Annotated in this window: 19 protein-coding genes; 18 read left to right on the top strand and 1 reads right to left on the bottom strand. The window is 52.2% G+C overall.

The annotated features are described in order from the left end of the window. Positions 1–139: 139 nt before the first annotated feature. The 12 genes from dcm (at position 140) to FGQ85_RS15130 (ending at position 14,167) form a co-directional block, all read left to right on the top strand. Positions 140–1,444: a DNA (cytosine-5-)-methyltransferase gene (gene dcm, locus FGQ85_RS15190; protein WP_006776398.1), complete on the top strand. Its 1,305-nt coding sequence runs from the start codon at positions 140–142 to the stop codon at positions 1,442–1,444. A gap of 2 nt (positions 1,445–1,446) precedes the next feature. Beyond that, a complete protein-coding gene (locus tag FGQ85_RS15185) occupies positions 1,447–1,914 on the top strand; it encodes a PrgI family protein (RefSeq protein ID WP_006776397.1) in 468 nt (155 codons plus the stop codon). Then, the gene (locus tag FGQ85_RS15180; RefSeq protein WP_006776396.1) at positions 1,859–4,258 is read left to right on the top strand and encodes a VirB4-like conjugal transfer ATPase, CD1110 family; all 2,400 of its coding nucleotides are present in this window, start codon (positions 1,859–1,861) and stop codon (positions 4,256–4,258) included. The genes FGQ85_RS15185 and FGQ85_RS15180 overlap by 56 nt, the downstream gene beginning before the upstream one ends. A gap of 2 nt (positions 4,259–4,260) precedes the next feature. Further along, positions 4,261–4,635 carry a DUF3851 family protein gene (locus FGQ85_RS15175; protein ID WP_002569211.1) on the top strand — a complete coding sequence of 125 codons (375 nt, stop codon included), beginning with the start codon at positions 4,261–4,263 and terminating at the stop codon, positions 4,633–4,635. Beyond that, positions 4,628–6,337 (top strand): CHAP domain-containing protein, encoded by a 1,710-nt coding sequence (locus FGQ85_RS15170; protein ID WP_118524100.1) that lies wholly within the window; start codon positions 4,628–4,630, stop codon positions 6,335–6,337. Before FGQ85_RS15175 ends, FGQ85_RS15170 begins: the two co-directional genes overlap by 8 nt. 29 nt (positions 6,338–6,366) lie before the next feature. Continuing rightward, positions 6,367–6,618: a DUF4315 family protein gene (locus tag FGQ85_RS15165; RefSeq protein WP_006777707.1), complete on the top strand. Its 252-nt coding sequence runs from the start codon at positions 6,367–6,369 to the stop codon at positions 6,616–6,618. Continuing rightward, the gene (locus tag FGQ85_RS15160; protein WP_050005934.1) at positions 6,608–7,360 is read left to right on the top strand and encodes a DUF4366 domain-containing protein; all 753 of its coding nucleotides are present in this window, start codon (positions 6,608–6,610) and stop codon (positions 7,358–7,360) included. The genes FGQ85_RS15165 and FGQ85_RS15160 overlap by 11 nt, the downstream gene beginning before the upstream one ends. A 147-nt stretch (positions 7,361–7,507) precedes the next feature. Then, positions 7,508–8,206: a hypothetical protein gene (locus tag FGQ85_RS15150; protein ID WP_006775894.1), complete on the top strand. Its 699-nt coding sequence runs from the start codon at positions 7,508–7,510 to the stop codon at positions 8,204–8,206. After that, positions 8,193–10,301: a type IA DNA topoisomerase gene (locus tag FGQ85_RS15145; RefSeq protein WP_006775893.1), complete on the top strand. Its 2,109-nt coding sequence runs from the start codon at positions 8,193–8,195 to the stop codon at positions 10,299–10,301. Before FGQ85_RS15150 ends, FGQ85_RS15145 begins: the two co-directional genes overlap by 14 nt. After that, entirely contained in the window at positions 10,298–10,579 is a 282-nt protein-coding gene (locus FGQ85_RS15140) for an immunoglobulin (RefSeq protein ID WP_138373850.1), read from the top strand. The genes FGQ85_RS15145 and FGQ85_RS15140 overlap by 4 nt, the downstream gene beginning before the upstream one ends. A gap of 2 nt (positions 10,580–10,581) precedes the next feature. Continuing rightward, on the top strand, positions 10,582–13,950 hold the full coding sequence (locus tag FGQ85_RS15135) for an LPD28 domain-containing protein (RefSeq protein ID WP_138373849.1): 3,369 nt from the start codon (positions 10,582–10,584) through the stop codon (positions 13,948–13,950). Position 13,951: 1 nt separating this feature from the next. After that, positions 13,952–14,167, top strand: a complete 216-nt coding sequence (locus FGQ85_RS15130) for a transposon-transfer assisting family protein (RefSeq protein WP_055195353.1) — start codon at positions 13,952–13,954, stop codon at positions 14,165–14,167. A gap of 552 nt (positions 14,168–14,719) precedes the next feature. Here the strand turns inward: FGQ85_RS15130 and FGQ85_RS18620 are convergent. Next, positions 14,720–15,031, bottom strand: coding sequence for a hypothetical protein (locus FGQ85_RS18620; RefSeq protein WP_182434872.1), 312 nt, complete (start codon positions 15,029–15,031; stop codon positions 14,720–14,722). Between FGQ85_RS18620 and FGQ85_RS18615 the strand changes: the two genes are divergently transcribed. The 6 genes from FGQ85_RS18615 to FGQ85_RS15100 all read left to right on the top strand — a co-directional run bounded on the left by FGQ85_RS18615 (position 15,018) and on the right by FGQ85_RS15100 (position 25,450). Next, the gene (locus FGQ85_RS18615) at positions 15,018–15,374 is read left to right on the top strand and encodes a TnpV protein (protein ID WP_080552315.1); all 357 of its coding nucleotides are present in this window, start codon (positions 15,018–15,020) and stop codon (positions 15,372–15,374) included. The two genes, FGQ85_RS18620 and FGQ85_RS18615, sit on opposite strands and share 14 nt — an antisense overlap. Positions 15,375–15,415: 41 nt before the next feature. Further along, positions 15,416–23,116, top strand: coding sequence for an SNF2-related protein (locus tag FGQ85_RS15120; RefSeq protein WP_333491447.1), 7,701 nt, complete (start codon positions 15,416–15,418; stop codon positions 23,114–23,116). Between the two features lies 1 nt (position 23,117). Continuing rightward, a complete protein-coding gene (locus FGQ85_RS15115; RefSeq protein WP_138310253.1) occupies positions 23,118–23,936 on the top strand; it encodes a DUF3849 domain-containing protein in 819 nt (272 codons plus the stop codon). Positions 23,937–23,938: 2 nt separating this feature from the next. Then, positions 23,939–24,277 carry a plasmid mobilization relaxosome protein MobC gene (gene mobC / locus FGQ85_RS15110; RefSeq protein WP_006773030.1) on the top strand — a complete coding sequence of 113 codons (339 nt, stop codon included), beginning with the start codon at positions 23,939–23,941 and terminating at the stop codon, positions 24,275–24,277. A gap of 155 nt (positions 24,278–24,432) precedes the next feature. After that, positions 24,433–24,732, top strand: coding sequence for a CD1845 family protein (locus FGQ85_RS15105; RefSeq protein WP_006773028.1), 300 nt, complete (start codon positions 24,433–24,435; stop codon positions 24,730–24,732). A 121-nt stretch (positions 24,733–24,853) separates the two neighbouring features. Beyond that, positions 24,854–25,450 carry a type IV toxin-antitoxin system AbiEi family antitoxin domain-containing protein gene (locus tag FGQ85_RS15100; RefSeq protein WP_002595843.1) on the top strand — a complete coding sequence of 199 codons (597 nt, stop codon included), beginning with the start codon at positions 24,854–24,856 and terminating at the stop codon, positions 25,448–25,450. Positions 25,451–25,532: the final 82 nt, after the last annotated feature.

Raw genomic sequence — 25,532 nt, 5'->3', positions numbered from 1 at the left:
TACTTTCTTGCTAAACATGGTGTAAAAACCGGCTTCAGCAGAATTTATCGGTCTTATTTTTTACGAGGCATTAAATACGTTAGACCGATGTCGGTCTAAAATTTTTCAGGCTCATTAAACCATTGCTGGGAGGTACATTATGAAAGAGATAACTTTAGGAACACTTTTTGACGGGATAGGGGGTTTCCCCTATGCCGCCTTATTTTATGGAATCCGTCCTGTCTGGGCAAGTGAAGTTCTGCCGACAGCCATATCGGTCACAAAACGGCATATTCCAGAAATGGTCCATGTAGGAGATATTACAAAACTGGACGGACGCAAGCTGCCACCTGTGGACATCATCACTTTTGGTTCACCCTGTCAGGGGCTATCCATCAGCGGACGCAGGTTAGGGTTAGCAGATGAGCGTAGCGGGTTGTTTTCTGAAGCAATCCGTATTATTCGAGAAATGCAGGAGGTAACACATGGACAATATCCGCAAATCGCAATATGGGAAAACGTCCCCGGAGCTTTGTCATCCGCAGGAGGATGTGACTTTGCGGCTGTGCTGCAAGCGTTCACAGAAACCCCGGTTCCAATGCCTTATTCTGGGCGATGGGCCAACGCCGGAATGGTACGAAGCCGAGGAATTGATCTCGCTTGGTGCGTGTACGACGCCCAATATTTCGGAACAGCACAGCGACGCAGGCGCGTGTTCCTTGTCGCTGATTTTAGAGGAAAATGCGCCGGACAAATACTTTTTATCCCCAAAAGCCTGCGAGGGTATTTTGAATCGGGCGGAACGCCGCGGCAAGCACTTACCTCCTTTGCTGCAAGCAGCGCTGGAGGAACAGTCCCGCAAGACCGATATTTGAGCGATACCGAAGTGTACTGCATTGTGGGCAATATCATTGGACGCCAGCCGCATAACGGTGGAAATGGAGCTGGATACCAAAGTGACATTTCTTATACCCTGACAGGGGCAGACCGTCATGCGGTTGTTGCGCCGCTTGTCATACTCAACGACCAGGGCGGAGCTTCTATGAGCGTGGAGCGCAGTAATATTTCTCCTACTCTGCGAAGCCAGACACACGGAAATCTGCCAATCATAGCTGCTATGTCACAATCTCCGCCCGCCATGGTCAGCGCCGGTTTCCGCTATAAAGCAGGAAGTGCGGCCGGCAGTATAGGGTATCAGGAGGAATTGGCTCCAACTCTTATGGCATATCAACCTTGCGGAGCGTTGGTCGCCCAACCGGAGAGAAAATATATTGTGCGTCGGCTAACCCCTATGGAGTGTGAGCGGTTGCAGGGATTCCCGGATGGATGGACCGCATACGATTTTGAGCATGGGATAATCAGTGATTCAAAGAGATATGAGATGTTAGGAAACAGCGTGGCTGTTCCCTGTGTTGCTTACATCATGCAAGGGATTTATCAGGTGCTGTCAGAAAGGAGCGTGTAATTGTGGCTTATGTACCCGTACCCAAGGACTTAACAAAAGTCAAAACAAAGGTCATGTTCAATCTGACCAAGCGGCAGCTTATCTGCTTCACGGGCGGAGCGCTTATTGGCGTACCGCTTTTCTTTTTGCTCAGAAAACCTACCGGAAACAGTGTAGCGGCTATGTGTATGATACTGGTTATGCTGCCCTTCTTTATGCTGGCTATGTACGAAAAGCATGGACAGCCCCTGGAAAAGATCGTGGGCAACATTCTCAAAGTAGCTGTGATCCGTCCCAAGCAGCGACCTTACCAGACCAACAACTTTTATGCCGTATTAAAGCGGCAGGAAATGCTCGATAAGGAGGTGTATGACATTGTTCACCGCAATAAAAAAATGGCTGCATCGGATGTTCGGAAAAACCGAGGAAAAAGCTGTGCAGCCGGTCAAAACAAAGAAAAAGCTGTCCCGCGCCGACAGAAAGCAGATTGAAGCTGCCATTGCCCGCGCCAATCGCACGGACAAAAAGGAAAAATCCGCGCAGGACAGTATCCCTTATGAACGGATGTGGCCGGACGGGATCTGCCGGGTATCAGACGGTCACTACACAAAAACCATTCAGTTTCAGGACATCAACTATCAGCTTTCACAGAACGAGGATAAAACCGCGATCTTCGAGGGCTGGTGCGATTTCCTCAACTACTTCGACAGCTCGATTCAGTTTGAGCTGTCTTTTTTGAACCTTGCCGCATCGGAGGAAACCTTTGCCCGCGCCATCAACATCCCCCTTCAAAGGGACGATTTTGACAGCATCCGGGTGGAGTACACCACCATGCTGCAAAACCAGCTGGCAAAGGGCAACAACGGCCTTATCAAAACCAAGTATCTCACCTTTGGCATTGACGCGGACAGCATCAAGGCGGCCAAGCCCCGTTTGGAGCGCATTGAGACCGACATTCTCAATAACTTCAAGCGGCTGGGTGTGGCGGCGGAAACGCTGGACGGAAAGGCGCGGCTTGCCCAGCTGCATGGTATCTTCCACATGGATGAGCAGCTGCCGTTCCGTTTTGAGTGGGACTGGCTCCCCACCAGCGGCCTGTCCACCAAGGACTTTATCGCCCCCAGCTCCTTTGAGTTCCGCACCGGCAAGCAGTTCCGCATGGGTAAAAAGTACGGAGCCGTCAGCTTCGTACAAATTTTGGCCCCAGAGTTGAATGACCGGATGCTGGCTGATTTTCTGGACATGGAAAGCTCGCTGATCGTCAGCCTGCACATCCAGTCGGTGGATCAGATCAAGGCCATCAAGACGGTCAAGCGGAAAATCACCGATCTGGATAAATCCAAAATTGAGGAACAGAAAAAAGCTGTCCGTGCCGGATATGACATGGACATCATCCCTTCCGACCTTGCCACTTATGGTGTCGAGGCCAAAAAGCTCTTGCAGGATTTGCAGAGCCGCAACGAGCGAATGTTCCTTGTGACCTTCCTGGTGCTGAACACGGCAGACAATCCCCGCCAGCTGGACAACAATGTGTTTCAGGCAAGCTCCATCGCGCAGAAATACAACTGCCAGCTGACCCGTCTGGACTTCCAGCAGGAAGAAGGGATGATGAGCTGCCTGCCTTTGGGTCTCAATCAGATCGAGATTCAGCGGGGGCTGACCACCAGTTCCACGGCGATCTTTGTGCCGTTTACCACCCAGGAATTATTCCAGAACGGCAAAGAAGCGCTGTACTATGGCATCAACGCCCTGTCCAACAACCTTATCATGGTGGACCGCAAGCTGCTGAAGAACCCCAATGGCCTGATTCTCGGTACGCCGGGTTCCGGCAAGTCCTTCAGCGCCAAGCGAGAGATCGCCAACAGTTTCCTGCTCACTTCGGATGATGTCATCATCTGCGACCCGGAGGCAGAGTACGCCCCTCTGGTGGAGCGTCTGCATGGGCAGGTCATTAAGATTTCGCCTACTTCCACCAACTACATCAACCCCATGGATTTGAACCTGGACTATTCGGATGATGAAAGCCCGCTGTCCCTCAAGTCCGACTTCATTCTCAGCCTGTGTGAGCTGATCGTGGGCGGCAAGGAGGGCTTGCAGCCGGTGCAGAAAACCATCATCGACCGCTGTGTGCGCCTGGTCTATCAGACTTACCTCAATGACCCGCGCCCGGAGAATATGCCGGTTTTGGAGGACCTATATAACCTGCTCCGTTCACAGGAGGAAAAGGAAGCCCAGTATATCGCCACGGCCCTTGAAATCTATGTAACCGGCTCCCTCAATGTGTTCAATCACCAGAGCAATGTGGACATCAATAACCGCATTGTCTGCTATGACATTAAGGAGCTGGGCAAGCAACTCAAGAAAATCGGTATGTTGGTGGTCCAGGATCAGGTGTGGAACCGCGTTACCATTAACCGCGCTGCCCACAAGTCCACCCGTTATTACATCGACGAGATGCACCTGCTTTTGAAGGAGGAGCAGACCGCCGCTTATACGGTGGAAATCTGGAAGCGATTCCGCAAATGGGGCGGTATTCCGACAGGTATCACCCAGAATGTCAAAGACCTTTTGAGTAGCCGCGAGGTGGAGAACATCTTTGAAAACTCCGACTTCGTGTATATGCTCAACCAGGCAGGCGGAGACCGTCAGATTCTCGCCAAGCAGCTGGGCATTTCCACGCACCAGCTTAGCTATGTGACCCACTCCGGTGAGGGCGAGGGCCTGCTGTTCTATGGCTCCACCATCCTGCCCTTCGTTGACCACTTCCCGAAGAATACTGAGCTTTACCGCATTATGACCACCAAACCCCAGGAACTGAAAAAGGAGGATGAATAACTATGAAACAGAATATTTGCGAACTTGATACCATGATTTTTTTCCGTGAGGCATTGGAGGCTCACGAATTCATGTTGCTTCCGGTAATGGCCTCCGCTGTTGTTGAGTGTCGTACCGCTGACAAAGAACTCAAAACCTTGAATGAGGATGGCGAAATTGGTCTTGCCCGTCTCTTTTCGATTTGGGCGAATATGATGTGTGCCCCTGGTGCAGCAACCATTGTAGGGTGCAGACCTATCACAATGCTCTCTGAGATTCTGGCGCAAGTCCATGCGTATCTCACCGTGCATCCGCTATATGATCCGGAAGGTTTGGCCCTCTATGTGGAGCTGCACCACATGATGGATGCTATCCTAATGGGTGATTGGTTTGAATAAAGAGCCGCGCCTGCGCTTTACTGATGAGGAACGGGCTGACCCTGCACTGGAAAAGCCGATCCGCAAAACGGAGAAAGCTACGGCCAGAGCAGATAAGGCGCAGGCCAATATTCCAAAGAAAAAAGTCAGACAGACGGTCATTGACCCGGACACCGGGAAAAAGACCTCGAAGCTGACCTTTGAGGACAAGAAAAAACCACCTTCCAAACTTTCTCAAGGGGTTAAGGAAGCTCCCGTCCATCTGGTCGCGGGCAAGTTTCACAAAGAGATCCGGGAAACAGAACAGGACAATGTGGGTGTGGAAAGCGCCCACAAGTCCGAGGAGGCGGTGGAGACCAGCGCTTATCTGGTGCGGGAGGGCTATCGCAGCCACAAGCTGAAGCCGTACCGCAAAGCAGCCCAGGCCGAGCAGAAGCTGGAAAAGGCAAATGTAAATGCCCTGTACCAGAAGTCCCTACGGGAAAATCCTCAGTTTGCCAGCAACCCTCTCTCCCGCTGGCAGCAAAAACAGAGTATCAAAAAGCAGTATGCCGTCGCCAAGCGCACCGGTCAGACTGCCGGAAATACCGCCCAGGCTGCGTCCAAAACCGGAAAAGCCGCAAGGACGGTAAAAGAAAAGGCACAGCAGGCAGGGGCATTCGTCATGCGCCACAAGAAGGGCTTCCTGATCGCAGGGGTTTTGTTCCTCATCGCCTGTATGCTGATGAATACCATGTCCTCCTGCTCTATGATGGCACAGAGTATTGGTTCTGTAATTTCCGGCACTACCTATCCATCGGATGACCCGGAAATGCTGGCGGTGGAGGCAGATTATGCAGACAGAGAAGCTCGGTTGCAGGAGAAAATCGACAACATCGAAAGCAGCCACCCAGGGTATGACGAGTATCGCTATAACCTGGATATGATTGGCCATGACCCCCATGAGCTGGCGGCAGTTCTCTCTGCTGTCTTGCAAGGCTATACACGCCACAGCGCACAGGCAGAGTTGAGTCGTGTGTTTGATGCACAGTATCAGCTCACGCTGAGAGAAGAAATTCAGATTCGCACTTACACTGACGAAGATGGGGATGAGCATGAATATGAATATCGTATTCTCCATGTAACTTTAACGAGCCGTTCCATTGCCTCTCTTGCGCCAGAACTACTGACTCCGGAGCAGATGGAGATGTACCAGGTCTACCGACAGACTATGGGCAATAAGCCGCTGTTGTTTGGTGGCGGTTCTCCCGATACAGGTGTTTCTGAAGATTTGACTGGTGTTGAATTTATCAATGGCTCCCGCCCCGGCAATCCGCAGCTGGTGGAACTGGCGAAAAGTCAGGTGGGCAATGTGGGAGGACAACCTTATTGGAGCTGGTACGGCTTTGACTCCCGTGTGGAATGGTGTGCCTGCTTTGTATCATGGTGCTATGGTCAATCCGGTCGAACGGAACCACGCTTTGCTGGTTGTCAGTCTCAGGGCGTTCCGTGGTTCCAGTCTCATGGACAGTGGGGCGCACGAGGATATGAAAACATTGCCCCCGGTGATGCCATTTTCTTCGATTGGGATCTGGATGGTTCCGCAGACCATGTGGGAATTTTTGTCGGCACCGATGGCAGCCGTGTTTATACCGTGGAGGGAAATTCCGGCGATGCCTGCAAGATCAAAAGTTATGACCTGAATTATCAGAGTATCAAAGGCTACGGCCTAATGAACTGGTAACAGAGATTTTTTAGAAGGAGTGATAGACGATGGCAAAGAACAAAATTGAACGCATTGATCAGGAGATTACAAAGGTCCACAAGAAGATCGCAGAATATCAGGAAAAGCTCAAGGCGCTGGAGGCACAGAAAACCGAGGCAGAAAATCTGGAGATCGTCCAGATGGTGCGCGCACTGCGTATGACCCCGGCTCAGCTGAGCGCCATGCTGTCCGGCGGCACAGTTCCCGGCAGATTGGCTGATGACAACAACGAACAGGAGGAAAACAGCTATGAGGAATAAACGATTGCTCCGAACACTTTCCGCCCTTTGCCTGACGCTGGTGCTGGCATCGGGCTTTACTGTTCCCGCTTTTGCCCAGGGCGCAGCGCCGCCCCCGGCAGAGGATACCACCAATGACAGCAATGTGGTGGTGGAAGAAACGGAAAAAGCACCTCCGCTGACCCCGGATGGCAACGCCGCTCTGGTGGATGATTTTGGTGGCAACAAGCAGCTCATTACCGTTACCACCAAGGCAGGCAACTATTTTTATATCCTGATCGACAGGGCCAATGAGGATAAAAAGACTGCTGTTCACTTTCTGAACCAGGTGGATGAAGCGGACCTGATGGCGCTGATGGAGGATGGAAAACCCAAAGAGGAGCCGCCTGCGGTGTGCAGTTGCACGAAGAAATGTGAAGCAGGGGCAGTCAATACGGCCTGTCCGGTCTGTGTAACTGATAAGAGTAAATGTACGGGAAAAGCACCGGAACCTCCGGCAGAAACATCGGAGCCGGAAAAAGAGAAGCCTGCCGGACTGAACCCGGCTGCGCTGATCCTTCTGCTGGCTCTGCTGGGCGGCGGTGGCGTATTTGCCTACTTGAAGCTCGTTAAGAATAAGCCTAAGACCAAGGGCAATGACAGTCTGGACGATTATGATTATGGTGAGGAAGATTCCGAGGAATGGGAAACCGAAGATGAGGAAGTCCTTGAGGATGGTTTTGAGGGTTCTGACCCTAATGAGGAACGCGATAGAGCAGATTGAACCATTTGAGCGTAGCGTATTTCAAATCATTGCGGGATAAGGGACAGAGGACAGGGAGAAATTCCTGTCCTCTGCTGCTCTACTCACTCTCTTACTGTAAATCCACACCCAAAATCAGCACATGGTCAAAGAAAGGAGGACCTCACAATGAACACATGGAACTGGTTATTACACTTTCTGATTATTTTTGATCTGGTCGCCTTCGGAATTTACTTTGGAGGAGACATTCTTTTCACTGCTATCAGCAAAGTTCAAAAAAAGTCAAAGAAGGACGATGACTTGGATCTTTATGATTTTGAAATTGAGACCGCACCCCAAAAGCGCTCTTTATGTGTGGACTCAATCCGAATGCTTTATTCTGGTGAGATAGATGAATTTGTGGAAAAGGAACTGTTGCCTGATGCAGCGGAGACCATGAACGCTTTATCTGAAGCTGAAAAAACAGCAGTTAGCCTGTTACTAAAAGCTTATATCGGTTTTTTGAGCGAAGAAGTAACGGTAGATGAACAAAGTTTTCCCATGGTTAAGGAACTGTTGTCTTATACACAGGGCAGCAAAGAAGATGGTGAAAAAGATGCCATAGATTGTCTGATGGAAGATACGGTCAGCAGAACCCACAGACATCGAGAATATTACAACAATTATCAACGCTATCAACTGATGCAGGTGGATAAAGAGCGTGTGATTATGGCCTGCAATATCATAATCAATGATTTGATTGGCAGGTTGTACCGATATGATTATCGCTTTGGCTATGACATTACACTTGCCTCAGAACACAGCATTGCAAAAAAACTGTCTGATAATTGGCAGAATGAATGGGAGGCTGAAGATGATGAGATATAAACTGGTAATCGCTGAAAAACCATCGGTTGCACAAAGTCTGGCTGCGGTAATCGGTGCAACTGCTCGTAAGGATGGGTATCTGGAGGGTAACGGCTGGCGTGTCAGCTGGTGCGTGGGCCATCTGGCTGGTCTTGCGGATGCAGACAGTTATGATCCCAAGTATGCCAAGTGGCGATATGATGACCTGCCTATCCTGCCGGAGCATTGGCAGATGGTGGTGGGAAAGGATAAGAAAAAGCAGTTTGATATTCTCAAAAAGCTGATGAACGCCCCAGATGTGACCGAAGTGGTAAATGCCTGCGATGCCGGACGCGAGGGCGAGCTGATCTTCCGCAGCGTCTATGAGCTGGCAGGCTGCCAAAAGCCGATGAAAAGGCTCTGGATTTCTTCAATGGAGGACTCCGCCATAAGGGAGGGCTTTGCAAACCTGCGTCCAGGTGTAGATTATGATGGACTTCGGAAAGCTGCTCTCTGCCGTGCCAAGGCCGACTGGCTGGTAGGGATCAATGCCACAAGGCTTTTTTCCGTGCTGTACCACCGCACCCTCAACATCGGGCGCGTGATGTCCCCAACGCTGGCACTCATTGTCCAGCGAGAAGCTGAGATCGACACATTTAAGCCGGTTCCTTTTTATACCGTGGCGCTGGAGCTGCCCGGTCTTACCGTATCCGGGGAGCGCATAAGTGACCGAGCAAGCGCAGAGCAGCTGAAAGAAGCTTGCCAGGATGCAGCTGTCACAATCAAAAAGGTGGAGTGCAAGGAAAAGTCTGAAAAGCCGCCTGCCCTCTATGATCTGACTACTCTGCAAAGAGATGCCAATCGCCTGCTTGGATTTACAGCCCAGCAGACCCTGGACTATCTGCAAAGCCTGTATGAAAAGAAGCTCTGCACCTATCCCCGTACTGACAGCCGCTATCTGACCAGTGATATGGCAGACAGCCTGCCGGTGCTGGTGAATCTGGTTGCCAATGCTATGCCGTTTCGCAAAGGGATCGCCATTACCTGTGATCCGCAGACGGTCATCAACGATAAGAAAGTAACCGACCACCACGCAGTAATTCCCACCCGAAATCTCAAGGATGCAGACCTTTCTGCCCTTCCTGCGGGAGAAAAAGCAGTGCTGGAGCTGGTGGCCCTGCGTCTGCTGTGCGCCGTGGCCCAGCCCCATATCTATTCGGAAACCGTTGTGATTGCAGCGTGTGCCGGTGGGGAATTTACCACCAAAGAAAAAACGGTGAGGCACCCCGGATGGAAAGCACTGGAGGACGCTTACCGTGCCAAAACGAAGGATGCAGAGCCGAAAAAAGAGGGTGCAGAGAAAGCCGTGCCAGAGCTGACTGAAGGACAGACCCTTTCGGTTTCTGCGGCAATCGTCAAAGAAGGCAAAAGCAGTCCGCCCCAGCACTTTACGGAGGACACCCTGTTGTCCGCGATGGAGACTGCCGGAAAAGAGGATATGCCGGAGGATGCCGAGCGAAAAGGTCTGGGGACACCGGCCACTCGTGCCGGTATTTTGGAAAAGCTGGTATCTGCCGGTTTTCTGGAACGAAAAAAGAACAGGAAAACGGTGCAGCTTCTCCCTTCCCACGATGCAGTCTCCCTGATCACAGTCTTGCCGGAACAGCTGCAATCGCCGCTTCTGACTGCCGAGTGGGAGTACCGCCTGGGCGAGATCGAGCGCGGGCAGCTTGCCCCGGAGGAGTTTCTGGACGGGATCAGCACCATGCTGAAAGATCTGGTGGGAACCTATCAGGTCATCAAGGGGACTGAGTACCTGTTCACGCCGCCCCGCGAAGTGGTGGGCAAATGCCCCCGCTGCGGCGGTGATGTGGCGGAACTGCAAAAAGGGTTCTTCTGCCAGACAGAATCCTGCAAATTTGCCATCTGGAAAAACAGTAAATGGTGGGCCATGAAGAAAAAGCAGCCTACCAAGGCGCTGGTGACAGCGCTGCTCAAGGATGGCCGGGCAAGGCTCACCGGCTGCTATTCCGAAAAGACCGGCAAGACCTATGACGCTACGGTGGTTCTGGAGGACGATGGGCGGTACGCCAACTTCAAGCTGGAATTTGACCGGCAGAAAGGCGGTGCAAAATGAAGCTCTCCCTTTATGAACAGGAAACCATTCTCCTCTACAATCAGGCCGAGGACACCGCCGAAGTTTATACCCATGACCGAAAACTGATGGAGAAGCTGACCCGCCTTTCCAAAAAGCACCCGGAACAGGTCTGCAAAAAGGATAATCACAATTTTACAGTCCCCAAACGCTGTGTGTCCGTCCGAGAGCCATACAGCGCCGAGCGCCGCAAGGCTGCCAGTGAACGGGCCAAGGTTGCCGGGTACAGGCCGCCCATCCCCAAACCGAAAGCTGATTGACGATGGGCGCAAATGTATTTGAGACGGTCAAGCAGTCTGTCACCGTCCGGGAAGCCGCAGAACGATATGGGATTGAGGTCAAAAGGGGCGGCATGGCCTGCTGTCCTTTTCACGATGACAAAAATCCCAGCATGAAGCTGAACGAAGAATATTTCTACTGTTTCGGTTGCGGAGCCACCGGCGATGTGATAGACCTGACCGCCCGGCTCTACAACCTGTCCCCCAAGGAAGCCGCCGAGAAGCTGGCGCAGGATTTTGACCTGATCTATGACAGTCAGGCCCCGCCCCGCAGGAACTATGTTCGCCAGAAAACCGAGGCACAGAAGTTTCGGGAGAACCGGGACCATGCCTTTCGGGTTCTGGCGGACTACTTCCATCTTCTCCGCAAGTGGGAAGCGGGCTACACGCCCAAAACACCGGAGGAACCCATGCACCCCCGTTTTTTAGAGGCGGTGCAGCAAAAGGATTATATCGGCTATCTGCTGGATTCTTTTCTGGAGGACAGCCCGGAGGAACAAAAGCTATGGATCGCTGAACATCAATCAACAATCACCAATTTAGAGAGGAGAGTGAACATCATGGCTGATAAGCCCACCAACCGAGAGCGGCTAAGGGAAATCACAGACGGCATCGAGCAGGGCATCAAGGAACTGTTTGAGAGTGAAAAGTATATGCGCTATCTGTCCGTTATGTCCCGCTTCCACCGCTATTCGGTAAACAACACCATGCTCATCTATATGCAGAAGCCGGACGCCACTTTGGTAGCCGGATACAATAAGTGGAAAGACCAGTTTGAGCGTCATGTTAAAAAGGGAGAACATGGCATTACCATCATCGCCCCCACACCGTACAAGAAGAAAATCGAGGAGCAGAAACTGGACCCGGATACCAAGGCTCCGATTTTGGATAAAGACGGAAAGATCATCACAGAGGAAAAAGAAATCGAGATCCCCATGTTTCGCCCGGTCAAGGTCTTTGATGTGAGCCAGACTGATGGGAAACCTTTGCCGGAGCTTGCTTCCTCCCTTTCCGGAAATGTGCCAAATTATGAGGCATTTATGGAGGCCCTGCGCCGCAGTGCGCTGGTGCCGATCACTTTTGAAGCAATGGCCGCCGATACGGACGGCTATTTTTCTGCCGATCATCAGAAAATTGCCATTCGCCAGGGCATGAGCGAGGTGCAGACGGTTTCGGCCACGGTTCATGAGATTGCCCACAGCAAGCTCCACAATCAGAAAAAGATTCAGATTGCCAATGACGAGCAATATCAGGAGATCGAGCTGTTTGATAAACCCGGTCTGTTCTCCAATGGGCGGATTGTCCGTGATAATCTGCCGGAGGGCGTTTATTGCTATGACCTGCGCGGTTCTGACTACGACCCCGGAGAGCAGGTCTGTGTAGAAGAACGAGTGGTTGTAAACCATGCAGGTTCCGTTCTGCTGACAGAGCCGTTGGAGCTGGCGGAAGATGGACGCCTGATGCTGACCGAGGAAGAAGGGCTGAATTTTGTTGGCGGCTTTTCTACCCTCGCCCAGTTTTTGCAAGAACAGAGGAAAGACCGCCACACGGAGGAAGTGGAGGCTGAAAGCATCTCCTATGCAGTCTGCAAGTATTTTGGCATCGAGACCGGAGAAAACAGCTTCGGCTATATTGCAAGCTGGAGTCAGGGCAAGGAACTGAAAGAGCTGAGAGCCAGTTTGGAAACCATCAACAAGACCTCCGGCACTTTGATCTCTGACATTGAGCGCCACTATAAGGAAATCTGCAAAGAGCGTGGAATTGACCCCAATGCAAAAAAAGAGCCGGAAACCGCCCCGATAGAGCAGCCAACCGGCAATCTGACTTACTATGTGGCAGAGTGCATGGAGTTTCCAAACCTCGGAGAATACCACGATAACCTGTCTTTGGAGGAGGCGGTCCGCATCTATCAGGAAATTCCGGCAGAGCGAATGAACGGGATCAAAGGAATTGGTTTTGAGCTGAAAGACGGAAGCGACTATGAAGGACCGTTTCCGATTTTGACCGGGCAGACCATTGACCTGGACACTATTCAGGCAATCGACTATTACCGTGACAATCCGCTGGTACAGAAAGCGGTAAAGGAACTGGCTGCGACCATGCCGGAAATGGAGGTACTGGGGGCGGATGCCAACCAGCAGGAGGCTTTGTTTCTGATCAACGATACTACCTATCTTCATATCCAACCTTGTGACAGCGGATGGGACTACACTCTTTACGATGCTGCGTCCATGAAAGAGCTGGATGGTGGTCAGCTGGATATGTCGGAGCTTTCCCGCAAAAATGCAGTTCTCCAGATTTGTGATGACAACAATCTGGACAGCACTTCACTTAGACACGCTCCTATGTCCATGATTGAGACCTTGCAGGAAGCGGCCTATCAGCAAATGCAGGCAGAGACCAGTCAGATGATTGCTTCTTCCCAGTTGCCGGAGGCACAGGAGCAGGCACTGGATGAATACCCCATGCCGGATGAGCAGGTCTCCACACCGGATATGCAGGAATATGGCTACTCCTATGATGGGATGCTCCCTGTTACCAGAGAACGGGCGCTGGAACTGGATGCCGCCGGTTTGACTGTCTATGTGCTGCATGAGGACAATACGGAGAGCATGGTGTTTGACCCGCAGGAAATCATGGATCATGGCGGTCTTTTCGGTGTGGACCATGAGGAATGGGAGAAAAGCCCTCAGTTCCACGAAAAGGTCATGGAGCGTCAGGAACATCAGCAGGAACGCGAACAGGCATTTCTCTCCCAGAACAGAGATTGCTTTGCCATCTATCAGGTGAGCCGTGACGATCCGCAGAATGTGCGCTTTATGAATCTGGATTGGTTAAAGTCCCATGACATTTCCATAGACCGCAGCAATTATGATCTCATTTACACTGCTCCGCTGAGGGAGTCTGGCACGGTACCGGAGCAGCTGGAAAAACTATATGAGCAGTTTAATCTGCAAAAACCGGCGGATTTTCACAGTCCTTCTATGAGTGTCAGTGACATCGTTGCGATCAAGCAGGATGGTAAGGTATCCTGTCATTACTGTGACAGTGTTGGTTTTACCCAGATCCCCGGATTCCTGCCGGAAAATCCGCTGAAAAATGCGGAGATGGCCGTGGAGGACGATTACGGCATGATCGACGGTATCATCAACAATGGCGCAAAAGAGCCTACGGTGGCAGAGCTGGAACAGCAGGCCCGCAGCGGTCAGCCCATTTCCCTGATGGATCTGGCTGCCGCTGCCCATCGGGAGGAACGGGAAAAGAAAAAGTCCGTCATGGAGCAGCTGAAAAGCCAGCCCAAGGCAGAACACAAAAAGATAGCGCCAAAAAAGAGTGCGGAAAGGGAGATTTGATATGGGAAACTTTACTTTTGAGGAAATGAACCTGATGTGCATTTACAATACCGGCAGCCGCACCGGACTGATCGACAGCCTGCGTGAGATGCGCGGCGAGCTGGCCCCGGAGGAAACCGAGCTGCGGGAGTTGACAGACAGCGCACTGGGCAAGCTCCAGACCATGAGTGATGCCGAGTTTGCCCAGCTGGAGCTGTATCCGGATTTTGAACAGTAAACACCATAATCGCAGGGATGGGGTGGCAATATGCCACCCCACCTCTTTACCCCAAAACTGAAAGGAGCACAGAACACTATGCCAACCAAAGCTGAACTATATGCACAGATGGCGGAAAAGGTGGCAACGCAGCTCACGGGGAGCTGGCAGGAATGGGCAGGGTTTCTCACCACTGCTTCCCGCCTTTACAAGTACCCGTTCCATGAGCAGTTGATGATCTACGCCCAGCGTCCGGACGCTACCGCCTGTGCAGAGTACGATTTGTGGAATGAAAAGATGGGCCGGTATGTAAGGCGCGGCTCCAAGGGAATCGCTCTGGTGGACGATTCCGGGGACAGGCCCCGCCTGCGCTATGTTTTTGATATTTCCGACACCGGAACCCGTGAACATTCCCGCACTCCCTGGCTGTGGCAGCTGGAGGAGCGCCATTTGGATTCGGTGCAGGCCATGCTTGAGCGCACCTATGATGTTTCCGGTGATGACCTTGCCGGACAGCTCACCGAGGTAGCCGGAAAACTGGCTGAGGAATACTGGACGGAGCATCAGCAGGACTTATTCTATATCGTTGACGGTTCCTTTTTGGAGGAATATGATGAGTATAACATCGGAGTGCAGTTCAAGGCAGCCGCCACCGTCAGCATCACTTACGCTTTGATGTCCCGCTGTGGACTGGAGCCGGAACGCTACTTCGACCACGAAGATTTCATGGCGATCTTTGATTTCAACACCCCGTCCACCATCGGGGCGCTGGGAACAGCGGTCAGCCAGATCAACCAGCAGGTGCTGCGGCAGATCGGCGTTACCGTCCGAAATGCAGAGCGCGAAGCCAACCAAGAAAGGAGCAAGCAAGATGAACAATCCCATGACCTACATCCAGAACGGAGACTATCAGATTCCCGACCTGAAGCTGAGCCAGCAGCCGGAGAAATCCCTGGGCAAGTACGGCAGGATGAGGAAAACCTACCTGAAGGAACACCGTCCCATCCTCTACAACCAGATGTTGCTGAGCGAGAAGCTGTATCCGCACCTCATCGAGATCGACGAGACCGCCCAGAGCAGACTGGAACAGATGATGCCCCAGCTGGCGAAGGAAGCGGGAGCCACCGAGGAACTGAAAGCCAGCGATCCCATGAAGTGGGTGGGCCTGATGAACACCTGCAAAGCCCAGGCAGAGGAGATCCTGATGGTGGAGCTTATCAACAGCTGACCCTAAACCTGTTCCTCTCCGAAGCGGAGCAGATCCAATCCATAGATGAAGCAGAGAATGTAGCGCATACATCCTCTGCTTTTTCTTTTGCCCAAAATGATATTGACCATGTGCTGCGTTTGGGCGGCAATACAGACCGCCAGAGGGAGCGTGTGGTTGTAGCCTTTGAAAAGCAGAAAACCACCGCTGAGATTGCCGAGATACTGAAAACGCTGTACCACGGCGGCAATGGCCTTGGCAGCGTGAGCGCATGGTATGCCGAGGATGGTATCCATCTTTCCCACGGGAAGTCTGTCCGTTATGACAGGTCTGCCCAGGTCATTTCCTGGGAGAGTGCCGCAGAGCGCATCGGGGAACTTTTGGAAAGTGGCCAGTTTGCCTCCAATGTGGAGCTTGCAGAAGCGGCAGGCTATGAACGCTCCCTCCTTGCAGAAAAACTTTGGCATCTGTACCACGATTTCAGCGATAAAGCCAGAGATTCCGGGTATCTGTCCTGTCTGTCCGGTATTCAGAGAACCGGGTTCCCGGAAGAAACTGCATGGCTTGCCGAGCAGCTGAGTGACCCGGCTTTCCGCCAAACCCTAAAGGAAGAATACGCTGCCTTCTGGACTGCCTATCAGCAGGACCGTGACCTGTTGCGCTTTCATTACCATAGGCCAAGGGAAATCTGGGAGAACCTGAAGGATCTTGACCTGCCACGCAGAACTTTTTCTTCGGACCTTTCCCAAGTGCCAACCGTCCAGCATTTCATTACCGAGGATGAGATCGACGCCGCCATGACCGGCGGAAGCAGTTTTGCCGGAGGAAAAGGCCGTATCTATGCGTTCTTCATGGAAAACCATACGGATAAGGAAAAAGTGAGATTCCTTAAAGACGAGTATGGCATTGGCGGACGCTCTCATGCCCTGTCCGGCGCAACACACAGCGGCGAAGATCACGACGGGAAAGGACTGCACTATAAAAAGCAGGACTGCCCGGATGTTCACTTGAACTGGGAAAAGGTTGCCAAACGCATTACCTCTCTTGTCCAGAAAGGCCGCTATCTTACCGAACAGGAACAGGCGCAGTATGACAAAATCCAGGCTGAAAAGGAACTGGCAGAAGAAGATGCCATCCAAGCCCAGCAGCCGGAGGTGGAGGAAGAAACGCCAAAGCCTACCCTTCGGGAGCAGTTTGAGCAGTATAAGCCTGTGGTGACTGCCGCTATTTCCGAGGATGCCGCATACCGCAATGCCTGCGGTCATTCTGACCATGAAAATGCTGTCATCGAGGGCAATGCCGCTGTGCGCCGTGCGGTCCTTGGTTCTAAGGATATGGAGCTGATCCGCCTCTATTCGGATGTGCCGGAGTTCCGCCAGCGTCTGCACCGGGAAGTGATCGACGAAACCTATCCAAAGCTCCATGAGCTTCTGCGCCCTCTTTCTCAGGAAGATATTGATACTGCCCTTTGTGCATGGAACGGCAATATTGAGAGTAAACACGCTGTCGTCCGCTATATGAAAGATCATGCAAGAGAGAAAGATACCGCTGCATGGCTGGCTCAGGAATACGGCGGCAGCAACAGCCTGTTCGTTGTCCGTGCCGGAAGCCCGGAGGAAACGCAGCTGCCCTGGCCGAAGGTACAGCGCCGAATCGCCCAGCTCATTCAGGAGGACCGGTTCTATACCGAAGAAGAACAGGACCGTTTTGACAATATCGACCCCATCGCCATCCGGGAAGCCCTGGAGGAAAGGGGCATCGTCAACGGCCAGGTGGCAGACTCGGAAAAACTGGACAATGCCCCATTTATCCAACAGGTGATGTCAGATGCCGAGACAGAGCAGACTTCCGAAGTTTCCATTTCCGATGAGGAATATGACGCAGTTCGCCGCCCAATTCCGCAAAGAACCTCCTATGACCCTGCCGCCCCGGTTTATGCTGTGGGCGATACCGTGTATATCGAGGATGACGCCTATCAGATCACCGAGCTGCGGGAGGACACCGTACAGCTTCTGCCCACCGGCATGGTATATCCCATCTATCGGGCAGAGCGCAAAGAACAGTTCGAGCAGCTGCTTCGGGCAGACCGCCGCAATGCTTACTATACCGAGCTTCTTCCCATTGACCCGGACAAGGCAGATCAGGACTTGCGGGATGTATTGTCCCATGGACTGATGGATGAAGCAGATAAAAAACAGGTTTCCACGCTGCTGCAATCCGGCAGGAGCAACAGTGAGATTGCCTACTGGCTGAGCAGAGCCTACCCTCATGAGATTGAGACCCTGAATCTGGAGACCGGCGATATTGCCGATTACCGTACCACGGCACAGGGCATGGAGCTGGAAGTCCTAGACGCAGAGGAAAAGCGTTTGGCTGTGCTGTATTTCCGCTGGGATGAAGTTGCGCCTTTGCTGCGCGGGATGTATGCCCGTCAGATGGATGGCTTTGGACAGGAACAGCCCCAACCGTCTACCGAATCCCCGACCTTCCATTCCGAGACCGTGGCCGTCTATCCGGGCGATAAGAACAATCTGCCTTATGATGTGGTGGTGGAACGGCTGCATATCGAGGAGCCGGAGCCACCAGCCCCTGTGACTGAGTCGGAGAAACTCTTTGAGGAAGTGCTGGACGAACACCCGGTTTCCATTCAGGTCAATGGCCAGTGGCAGACCTTCCCCAATGCCAAAGCTGCCGAGGAAGCCTCCTATGAGGAATACAAGGCCAACCTGCGCCGCAATGCACAAAACTTCCGTATTACCGATGAGCATTTGGGCGAAGGCGGTCCGAAAGCCAAGTTCCAGGCAAATATCAATGCCATTCGTTTGCTGAAAGAGCTGGAAGCTGCCGGACAGCAGGCAAGCCCGGAACAACAGGAAGTCCTATCCCGCTATGTGGGCTGGGGCGGTCTTTCTGATGCCTTTGACCCGGAGAAACCGGCATGGGCTTCCGAGTATGCCCAGCTGAAAGAGCTGCTGACCCCGGAGGAATATGCCGCCGCCAGAAGCTCCACCCTCAACGCCCATTACACCAGCCCTACGGTCATTCAGGCCATCTATGAAGCGGTGGGCCGTATGGGATTTGAGACCGGAAATATTCTGGAGCCATCTATGGGTGTGGGCAATTTCTTCGGTATGCTGCCGGAGGAAATGCGAAACAGTCGTCTGTACGGTGTGGAGCTGGACCCGGTTTCCGGGCGCATCGCAAAGCAGCTCTATCCCAAGGCGGACATCACAGTAGGCGGCTTTGAGACCACCGACAGGCGTGACTTCTTTGACCTTGCCATCGGCAATGTGCCTTTCGGTCAGTATCAGGTCAATGACAAAGCCTACAACAAGCTGAATTTTAGTATTCACAACTACTTTTTCGCCAAATCACTGGACCAGGTGCGTCCCGGTGGTGTGGTGGCTTTTGTAACCTCCCGCTATACCATGGACGCCAAGGATTCCACCGTGCGCCGCTATCTTGCCCAGCGTGCCGAGCTGCTGGGAGCTATCCGTCTGCCCAATGACGCGTTCAAAAAGAATGCCGGTGCCGAGGTGGTATCGGACATCATCTTCCTCCAAAAGCGGGACCGCCCGCTGGACATTGCACCAGAGTGGACGCAGACCGGCATTATCAGGGTTCCCGCAAAGTCGCAAGACTTTGTGGGAGAAGGAGGAGCGACGGAGCAAGCGAGCTTTTCGCCGCAAGGCGGAAACGAGCAGGCGCAGTCCGCGACGACGCAGGATGGGTTTGCCATCAACCGGTATTTTATCGACCATCCGGAAATGGTGCTGGGCAGACAGGAGCCGGTAAGCACTGCTCATGGTATGGACTACACCGTGAACCCTATCGAGGGACTGGAGCTTTCCGACCAGCTGCATGATGCGGTGAAGTATATTCATGGCACTTATCAGGAGGCAGAGCTGCCGGAGCTGGGCGAAGGCGAAGCCATTGACACCTCCATTCCTGCCGACCCAAATGTGAAGAACTATTCCTATGCCATTGTAGACGGGCAGGTGTACTACCGGGAAAACAGCCGTATGGTGCGCCCTGACCTCAACGCCACCGCCGAAGCCCGTGTAAAAGGTCTTGTGGGACTGCGTGATTGTGTGCAGGAACTGATCGACCTTCAGATGGATGCAGCGGTTCCGGACAGCACCATTCGGGAGAAGCAGGCGGAACTGAACAGCCTCTATGACAGCTTTTCTGCCAAATACGGTCTCATCAATGACCGTGCAAACCGTCTGGCCTATGCAGACGATTCTTCCTATTACCTGCTCTGTGCGCTGGAAGTCATCGACGAGGACGGTAAACTGGAACGTAAGGCAGATATGTTCACCAAGCGGACCATCAAGCCCCATCAGGCGGTGGCTGTGGTGGATACGGCAAGTGAAGCACTGGCGGTGTCCATCTCGGAAAAAGCCTGCGTGGATATGGACTATATGAGCCAGCTTACCGGAAAAACAAAAGAAGAACTGGCCGGAGAGCTGCAAGGCGTAATCTTCCGTGTACCGGGACAGTTGGAGCAGGACAGAACGCCCCATTATGTGACTGCTGATGAATACCTCTCTGGCAATGTACGCCGAAAGCTGCGTCAGGCACAGCGGGCAGCACAGCAGGACCCGGTTTATGCAGTCAATGTGGAAGCTCTTACCGCCGCCCAGCCCAAAGACCTGGATGCGTCGGAGATCGAGGTGCGTCTGGGCGCTACCTGGATTGACAAGGAATATATCCAGCAGTTTATGTATGAGACCTTTAATACCCCGTTTTATCTCCAACGCAGTATCGAGGTCAACTATTCGTCCTTTACCGCTGAATGGCAGATCAAGGGAAAATCTTCTGTATCCTACAACGATGTGGCAGCTTATACCACCTATGGGACCAGCCGCGCCAACGCCTACAAGATTCTGGAGGATTCCTTAAACCTGCGGGATGTCCGCATCTATGACACCATAGAGGACGCAGACGGAAAAGAGCGCCGCGTGCTGAATGCCAAGGAGACCACCCTGGCGGCTCAAAAACAGCAGGCGATCCGGGAAGCCTTTAGGGACTGGATCTGGAGAGACCCGGAGCGCCGCCAGACTTTGGTGAGCCAGTACAACGAGGAAATGAACTCTACCCGTCCCCGTGAATATGATGGCAGTCACATCACTTTTGGAGGCATGAACCCGGCCATTACCCTGCGGGAACACCAGAAAAGCGCCATTGCCCATGTGCTGTATGGAGGAAATACCCTGTTGGCACATGAAGTAGGCGCAGGCAAAACTTTTGAAATGGTAGCTGCTTCGATGGAAGCCAAACGCCTGGGACTGTGCCAGAAATCTCTCTTTGTGGTTCCAAACCATCTGACAGAGCAGTGGGCGTCGGAGTTTCTGCGTCTCTATCCTTCTGCCAACATCTTAGTCACCACCAAAAAGGACTTTGAGACCCATAACCGCAAGAAGTTCTGCGCCCGTATTGCGACCGGTGACTACGACGCCATCATCATGGGACACAGCCAGTTTGAGCGTATCCCCATCAGCCGGGAGCGTCAGGAACGGCTTCTCTATGAGCAGATCGACGAGATCACCGAGGGCATCGCAGAGGTGCAGGCCAGCGGCGGCGAGCGTTTTACCGTCAAGCAGCTGGAGCGTACCAGAAAGTCTCTGGAAGCCAGACTGGAAAAGCTGCAAGCCGAGGGGCGAAAAGACGATGTGGTAACTTTTGAGCAGCTGGGGGTGGACCGTTTGTTTGTGGACGAGGCCCACAACTACAAGAACCTGTTTTTATACACAAAAATGCGAAATGTGGCTGGTCTTTCCACATCGGACGCGCAGAAATCCTCCGATATGTTTGCCAAGTGCCGCTATATGGACGAGATCACCGGAAATCGTGGTGTGATCTTTGCCACCGGCACCCCGGTCAGCAACTCCATGACCGAGCTTTACACCATGCAGCGTTATCTTCAGTATGAACGCCTGCAAGAGCTGAACATGACCCACTTCGACTGTTGGGCTTCCCGATTTGGGGAGACCGTCACAGCATTGGAGCTGGCACCGGAAGGCACCGGCTACCGGGCAAGAACGAGATTCAGCAAGTTCTTTAACCTGCCGGAGCTGATGAACCTGTTCAAAGAAGTGGCTGACATTAAGACTGCCGACCAGCTGAATCTGCCTACCCCGGAAGTGGAATACCACAACATCGTGGCGCAGCCTACCGAACATCAGCAGGAAATGGTCAAAGCTCTTTCGGAGCGTGCATCGCTGGTACACAGCGGAACTGTTGACCCGTCCCAGGATAACATGCTCAAGATTACCTCGGATGGCCGCAAGCTGGGGCTGGACCAGAGGATCGTCAACCAGATGCTGCCGGACGAACCTGGCACAAAGGTCAATCAGTGTGTGGACAACATCATGCAGATCTGGCGGGACGGCAAAGCTGACAAGCTGACCCAGCTGGTGTTCTGCGACATTTCTACACCACAGGCCAAAGCTCCTGCAAGCAAGGCGGCGAAAACGCTGGATAATCCACTGCTTCACGCATTGGAAGACGCTGTGCCTCTGCCGGAACAGGAACCGACCTTTACGGTATATGACGATATTCGTCAGAAACTCATTGCTCAGGGGATGCCTGCCGACCAGATCGCTTTTATCCATGAAGCCAATACCGAAGTGCGGAAAAAGGAGCTGTTCTCTAAAGTCCGTACCGGTCAGGTTCGTGTCCTTTTGGGCAGCACCGCCAAGATGGGCGCAGGCACCAATGTGCAGGACCGTCTGGTGGCACTTCATGACCTGGACTGTCCGTGGAGACCGGGAGACCTTGCCCAGCGCAAGGGCCGTATCGAGCGCCAGGGTAACCAGAATCCTCTTGTCCATGTGTACCGCTATGTGACCGAAGGAACCTTTGACGCATACCTCTGGCAGACGGTGGAGAATAAGCAAAAATTCATTAGTCAGATCATGACTTCTAAATCGCCGGTACGCTCCTGCGATGATGTGGATGAAACCGCCCTCAGTTTTGCAGAGATCAAGGCTTTGTGTGCCGGAGACCCACGTATCAAAGAGCGTATGGATTTGGATGTGGAGGTATCCCGCCTGAAGCTGATGAAAGCCGACCACCAGAGCAAGCAATATCGTCTGGAGGACCAGCTGCTCAAATACTTCCCGGAGGAGATTGAAAAGCACAAGGGCTTTATCAAGGGCTTTGAATCCGATCTGGAGGTTTTGGTAGCGCACCCGCACCCGGAGGACGGTTTTGCTGGTATGGAAATCCGTGGCGATCTGCTGACCGATAAGGAGAACGCCGGCGCAGCCCTTTTGGATGCCTGCAAGGAGGTTAAAACCTCCGATCCGGTGCAGATCGGCAACTACCGGGGGTATGCCATGTCCGTGGAATTTTCCGCTTGGAAACAGGAGTATACGCTCCTGCTGAAAGGACAGATGACCCACCGGGCAACCCTTGGTACAGACCCTCGCGGAAATCTTACCCGTATCGACAATGCCCTTGCTCAGATGCCCCAGCGTCTGGAGTCGGCAAAGGCACAGCTGGATAACCTCTGTCAGCAGCAAGCTGCGGCAAAGGAGGAAGTCGGAAAGCCATTCCTTTATGAAGAAGAACTGAGATGCAAAAACGCCCGTCTGGTGGAGCTGGATACCCTGCTCAACATCGACGGAAAGGGACAGGCACACACCGAGTCTGTTGTTGCCAAAAGTACACGGCCTTCGGTGCTGGATAACCTAAAACGCCCGGTGCAACCCCGCAGTACAGACAAGAAACCAAAACAGCATGAGGAGGTGCGATAACATGAATACTAACGATCTGAATACAGCCCTTTATGAAAAGATGGCTGCCGAACAGGACAAGTTCCGGGACTGGCTGAAAAGACAGCCCCCGGAAGAAATCCTGCACCACACCTATGAGTACACGGTTCGTGAGGACATTGTGATGGCGATGGAGGAACTGGAGCTGACTGATGCCCAGGCTCAGGCACTTTTGGAATCTCCCTCTCCGCTGGCGGATGTGTACCGTTACTTTGAAAAGCTGGAGACCGGTCACATGGATGTGATCCGGGACAGCATTGAGAACCGTGCCGATGATGTGTGCAGAGCCAAAGAGGAACTGCGAACAACACCGGTCTATCCCCATTCTGCCGCCTATGCGAGAGAACATGGGGAGCTGGAGCAGTACCGGGCTTCCAACAATGCAAATCTCCAATGCAAGGAGTCCATTGAAGCGGCGGTGCGGGAACACTTCGACGGAATGTATCTCAGCCACGATGCGGCAAATGGTGTGATCGAGATCTATGGCATGGAGCGTGTGTCCATGGTTCTGTCTAACACGGTCCAGCTTCAGGACTGGGATGGGCGCTACTCCCGACGCAACAAAGAATGGGCTAAGACCATTCCCAACGATAATCCCGAAACTGTCCGTTGTGGTTATGCCTTAAACAGCCACCCTGCTGTGCTGGATGGCTTTATTGATCTGGTGCGTGTAGAACAGCAGCGCAGCCGTACTCAGGGAGAAAAACTGCAACCGTCCCGCCCCTCAGTACGGGATAAGCTCAAACAGGAGCTGCCTGCCCATAAGCCTGCCGCCCCGAAGAAACGGGAGCCGGAGCGATAACTATGGCAAAGCGTAAGCGGGATATGCAATTAAACTTTAGAGTTTCAGCGGAGGAGCTTGCTGTGATTGAGCAAAAAATGTCTCAGTTTGGAACCTCCAACCGTGAAGCCTATCTAAGAAAAATGGCGCTGGATGGGTATGTAGTCAAGCTGGAGCTGCCGGAGTTGAAGGAGCTTGTTTCCCTGATGCGCCGAAGCAGCAACAACTTAAACCAGCTGACCCGTAAAGTGCATGAGACTGGACGGGTTTATGATGCTGACTTGGAGGATATATCCCAGCGGCAGGAACAGTTATGGGAGGGCGTAGAGGAAATTCTTACCCAGCTTTCCAAACTTTTATAACAGGGATAGATACTCCATTTGCGGAGGGAGGAACGGCATTACTTCGCTGCTCCTCTCTCCGCTTTTTCTTTTTATCGGTATCCTTGTCTTTTGCCTGCCCATGCCGGATAATATGATTAGAAAAGATACCAAGAACGCTGCAAGGAGGAAATAACATGAAGATTTTGAAAGGGCTTTTGATGATTATAACTGCACCGGTCATTTTGGTGCTGACGCTTTTTGTCTGGCTCTGCACGGGGCTGATCTACATATCCGGTCTGGTGCTTGGTCTGCTCAGCACTGTAATTGCTCTGCTTGGCGTGGCTGTGCTTATTACCTATTCCCCGCAGAATGGTGTGATTTTGCTGGTTATGGCATTTTTGATTAGCCCGATGGGGCTGCCACTGGCTGCAATCTGGCTACTGGGCAAGGTGCAGAGTTTGAAATTTGCAATTCAGGAGTTGGTTTATGGATAAAAATACGCAAAACCATAAAAATGCCAGACACCGTCTGTTAAATTTGGGAAAAGGAATTTTATATCCACGACTTTACTTTTGAACTAATATTGAATATAATATTAGTACGAAAGGAAGTGACATGATGGGACAATTTGAACAGCTGGATCAGATGCTAACAGCACAAGAAGGAATGCTGCGAACATCGCAGGTCGTATCTTCTGGAATTTCAAAGCCGGTATTTTATGATTATGTGCGTTCACGAGATTTGGATAGAGTCGCACATGGGATTTATCTGTCCAAAGATTCCTGGGTGGATGCCATGTATCTGCTTCATTTGCGATTTGAACAAGCAGTATTTTCACATGAAACAGCTTTATTTTTTCACGATCTGACAGACCGTGAACCAATAGAATATACAGTTACGGTCAAAACTGGATGCAATCCAAGCAAAATGAAAGCAGAAGGCATTCAAGTTTTTACGATTAAAGCAGACTTACATGATGTAGGACTTACAACAGCGAAAACTCCGTTCGGGCATACTGTGCCGGTTTATGATATGGAGCGAACGATCTGTGATTTGCTCAGAAGCCGTAGCAGAATTGAAATTCAGACCTTTCAGGGAGCACTGAAAGCGTATGCCCGTAGAAAAGATAAGAACCTGCGAGCTTTAATGCAATATGCTGGGATGTTCAAGGTGGAAAAAATTTTACGACAGTATTTGGAGGTACTTTTATGATAAAACCCGACTTTGCCACTTTATAAAAAGTAAATCTTCCAAAAACATCGTATTTATCAATGTTTTTGGAAGATTGATTCAA

It is taken from the genome of Pseudoflavonifractor sp. BSD2780061688st1 E11 (assembly GCF_005844125.1).
Lineage (GTDB): Bacteria > Bacillota > Clostridia > Lachnospirales > Lachnospiraceae > Sellimonas > Sellimonas catena.
The sequence above is the reverse complement of the archived record's forward strand: the minus strand, read 5'-3'. Positions and strand labels throughout refer to the sequence as shown.

Excerpts from the sequence above, each read along its gene's own strand:
- dcm (WP_006776398.1), top strand. The coding sequence starts at position 140 with ATGAAAGAGATAACTTTAGGAACACTTTTTGACGGGATAGGGGGTTTC.
- FGQ85_RS15175 (WP_002569211.1), top strand. The coding sequence starts at position 4,261 with ATGAAACAGAATATTTGCGAACTTGATACCATGATTTTTTTCCGTGAG.
- FGQ85_RS15165 (WP_006777707.1), top strand. The coding sequence starts at position 6,367 with ATGGCAAAGAACAAAATTGAACGCATTGATCAGGAGATTACAAAGGTC.
- FGQ85_RS15160 (WP_050005934.1), top strand. The coding sequence starts at position 6,608 with ATGAGGAATAAACGATTGCTCCGAACACTTTCCGCCCTTTGCCTGACG.
- FGQ85_RS15150 (WP_006775894.1), top strand. The coding sequence starts at position 7,508 with ATGAACACATGGAACTGGTTATTACACTTTCTGATTATTTTTGATCTG.
- FGQ85_RS15145 (WP_006775893.1), top strand. The coding sequence starts at position 8,193 with ATGATGAGATATAAACTGGTAATCGCTGAAAAACCATCGGTTGCACAA.
- FGQ85_RS15140 (WP_138373850.1), top strand. The coding sequence starts at position 10,298 with ATGAAGCTCTCCCTTTATGAACAGGAAACCATTCTCCTCTACAATCAG.
- FGQ85_RS15135 (WP_138373849.1), top strand. The coding sequence starts at position 10,582 with ATGGGCGCAAATGTATTTGAGACGGTCAAGCAGTCTGTCACCGTCCGG.
- FGQ85_RS15130 (WP_055195353.1), top strand. The coding sequence starts at position 13,952 with ATGGGAAACTTTACTTTTGAGGAAATGAACCTGATGTGCATTTACAAT.
- FGQ85_RS18615 (WP_080552315.1), top strand. The coding sequence starts at position 15,018 with ATGAACAATCCCATGACCTACATCCAGAACGGAGACTATCAGATTCCC.
- FGQ85_RS18620 (WP_182434872.1), bottom strand. The coding sequence starts at position 15,031 with ATGGGATTGTTCATCTTGCTTGCTCCTTTCTTGGTTGGCTTCGCGCTC.
- FGQ85_RS15115 (WP_138310253.1), top strand. The coding sequence starts at position 23,118 with ATGAATACTAACGATCTGAATACAGCCCTTTATGAAAAGATGGCTGCC.
- mobC (WP_006773030.1), top strand. The coding sequence starts at position 23,939 with ATGGCAAAGCGTAAGCGGGATATGCAATTAAACTTTAGAGTTTCAGCG.
- FGQ85_RS15105 (WP_006773028.1), top strand. The coding sequence starts at position 24,433 with ATGAAGATTTTGAAAGGGCTTTTGATGATTATAACTGCACCGGTCATT.
- FGQ85_RS15100 (WP_002595843.1), top strand. The coding sequence starts at position 24,854 with ATGATGGGACAATTTGAACAGCTGGATCAGATGCTAACAGCACAAGAA.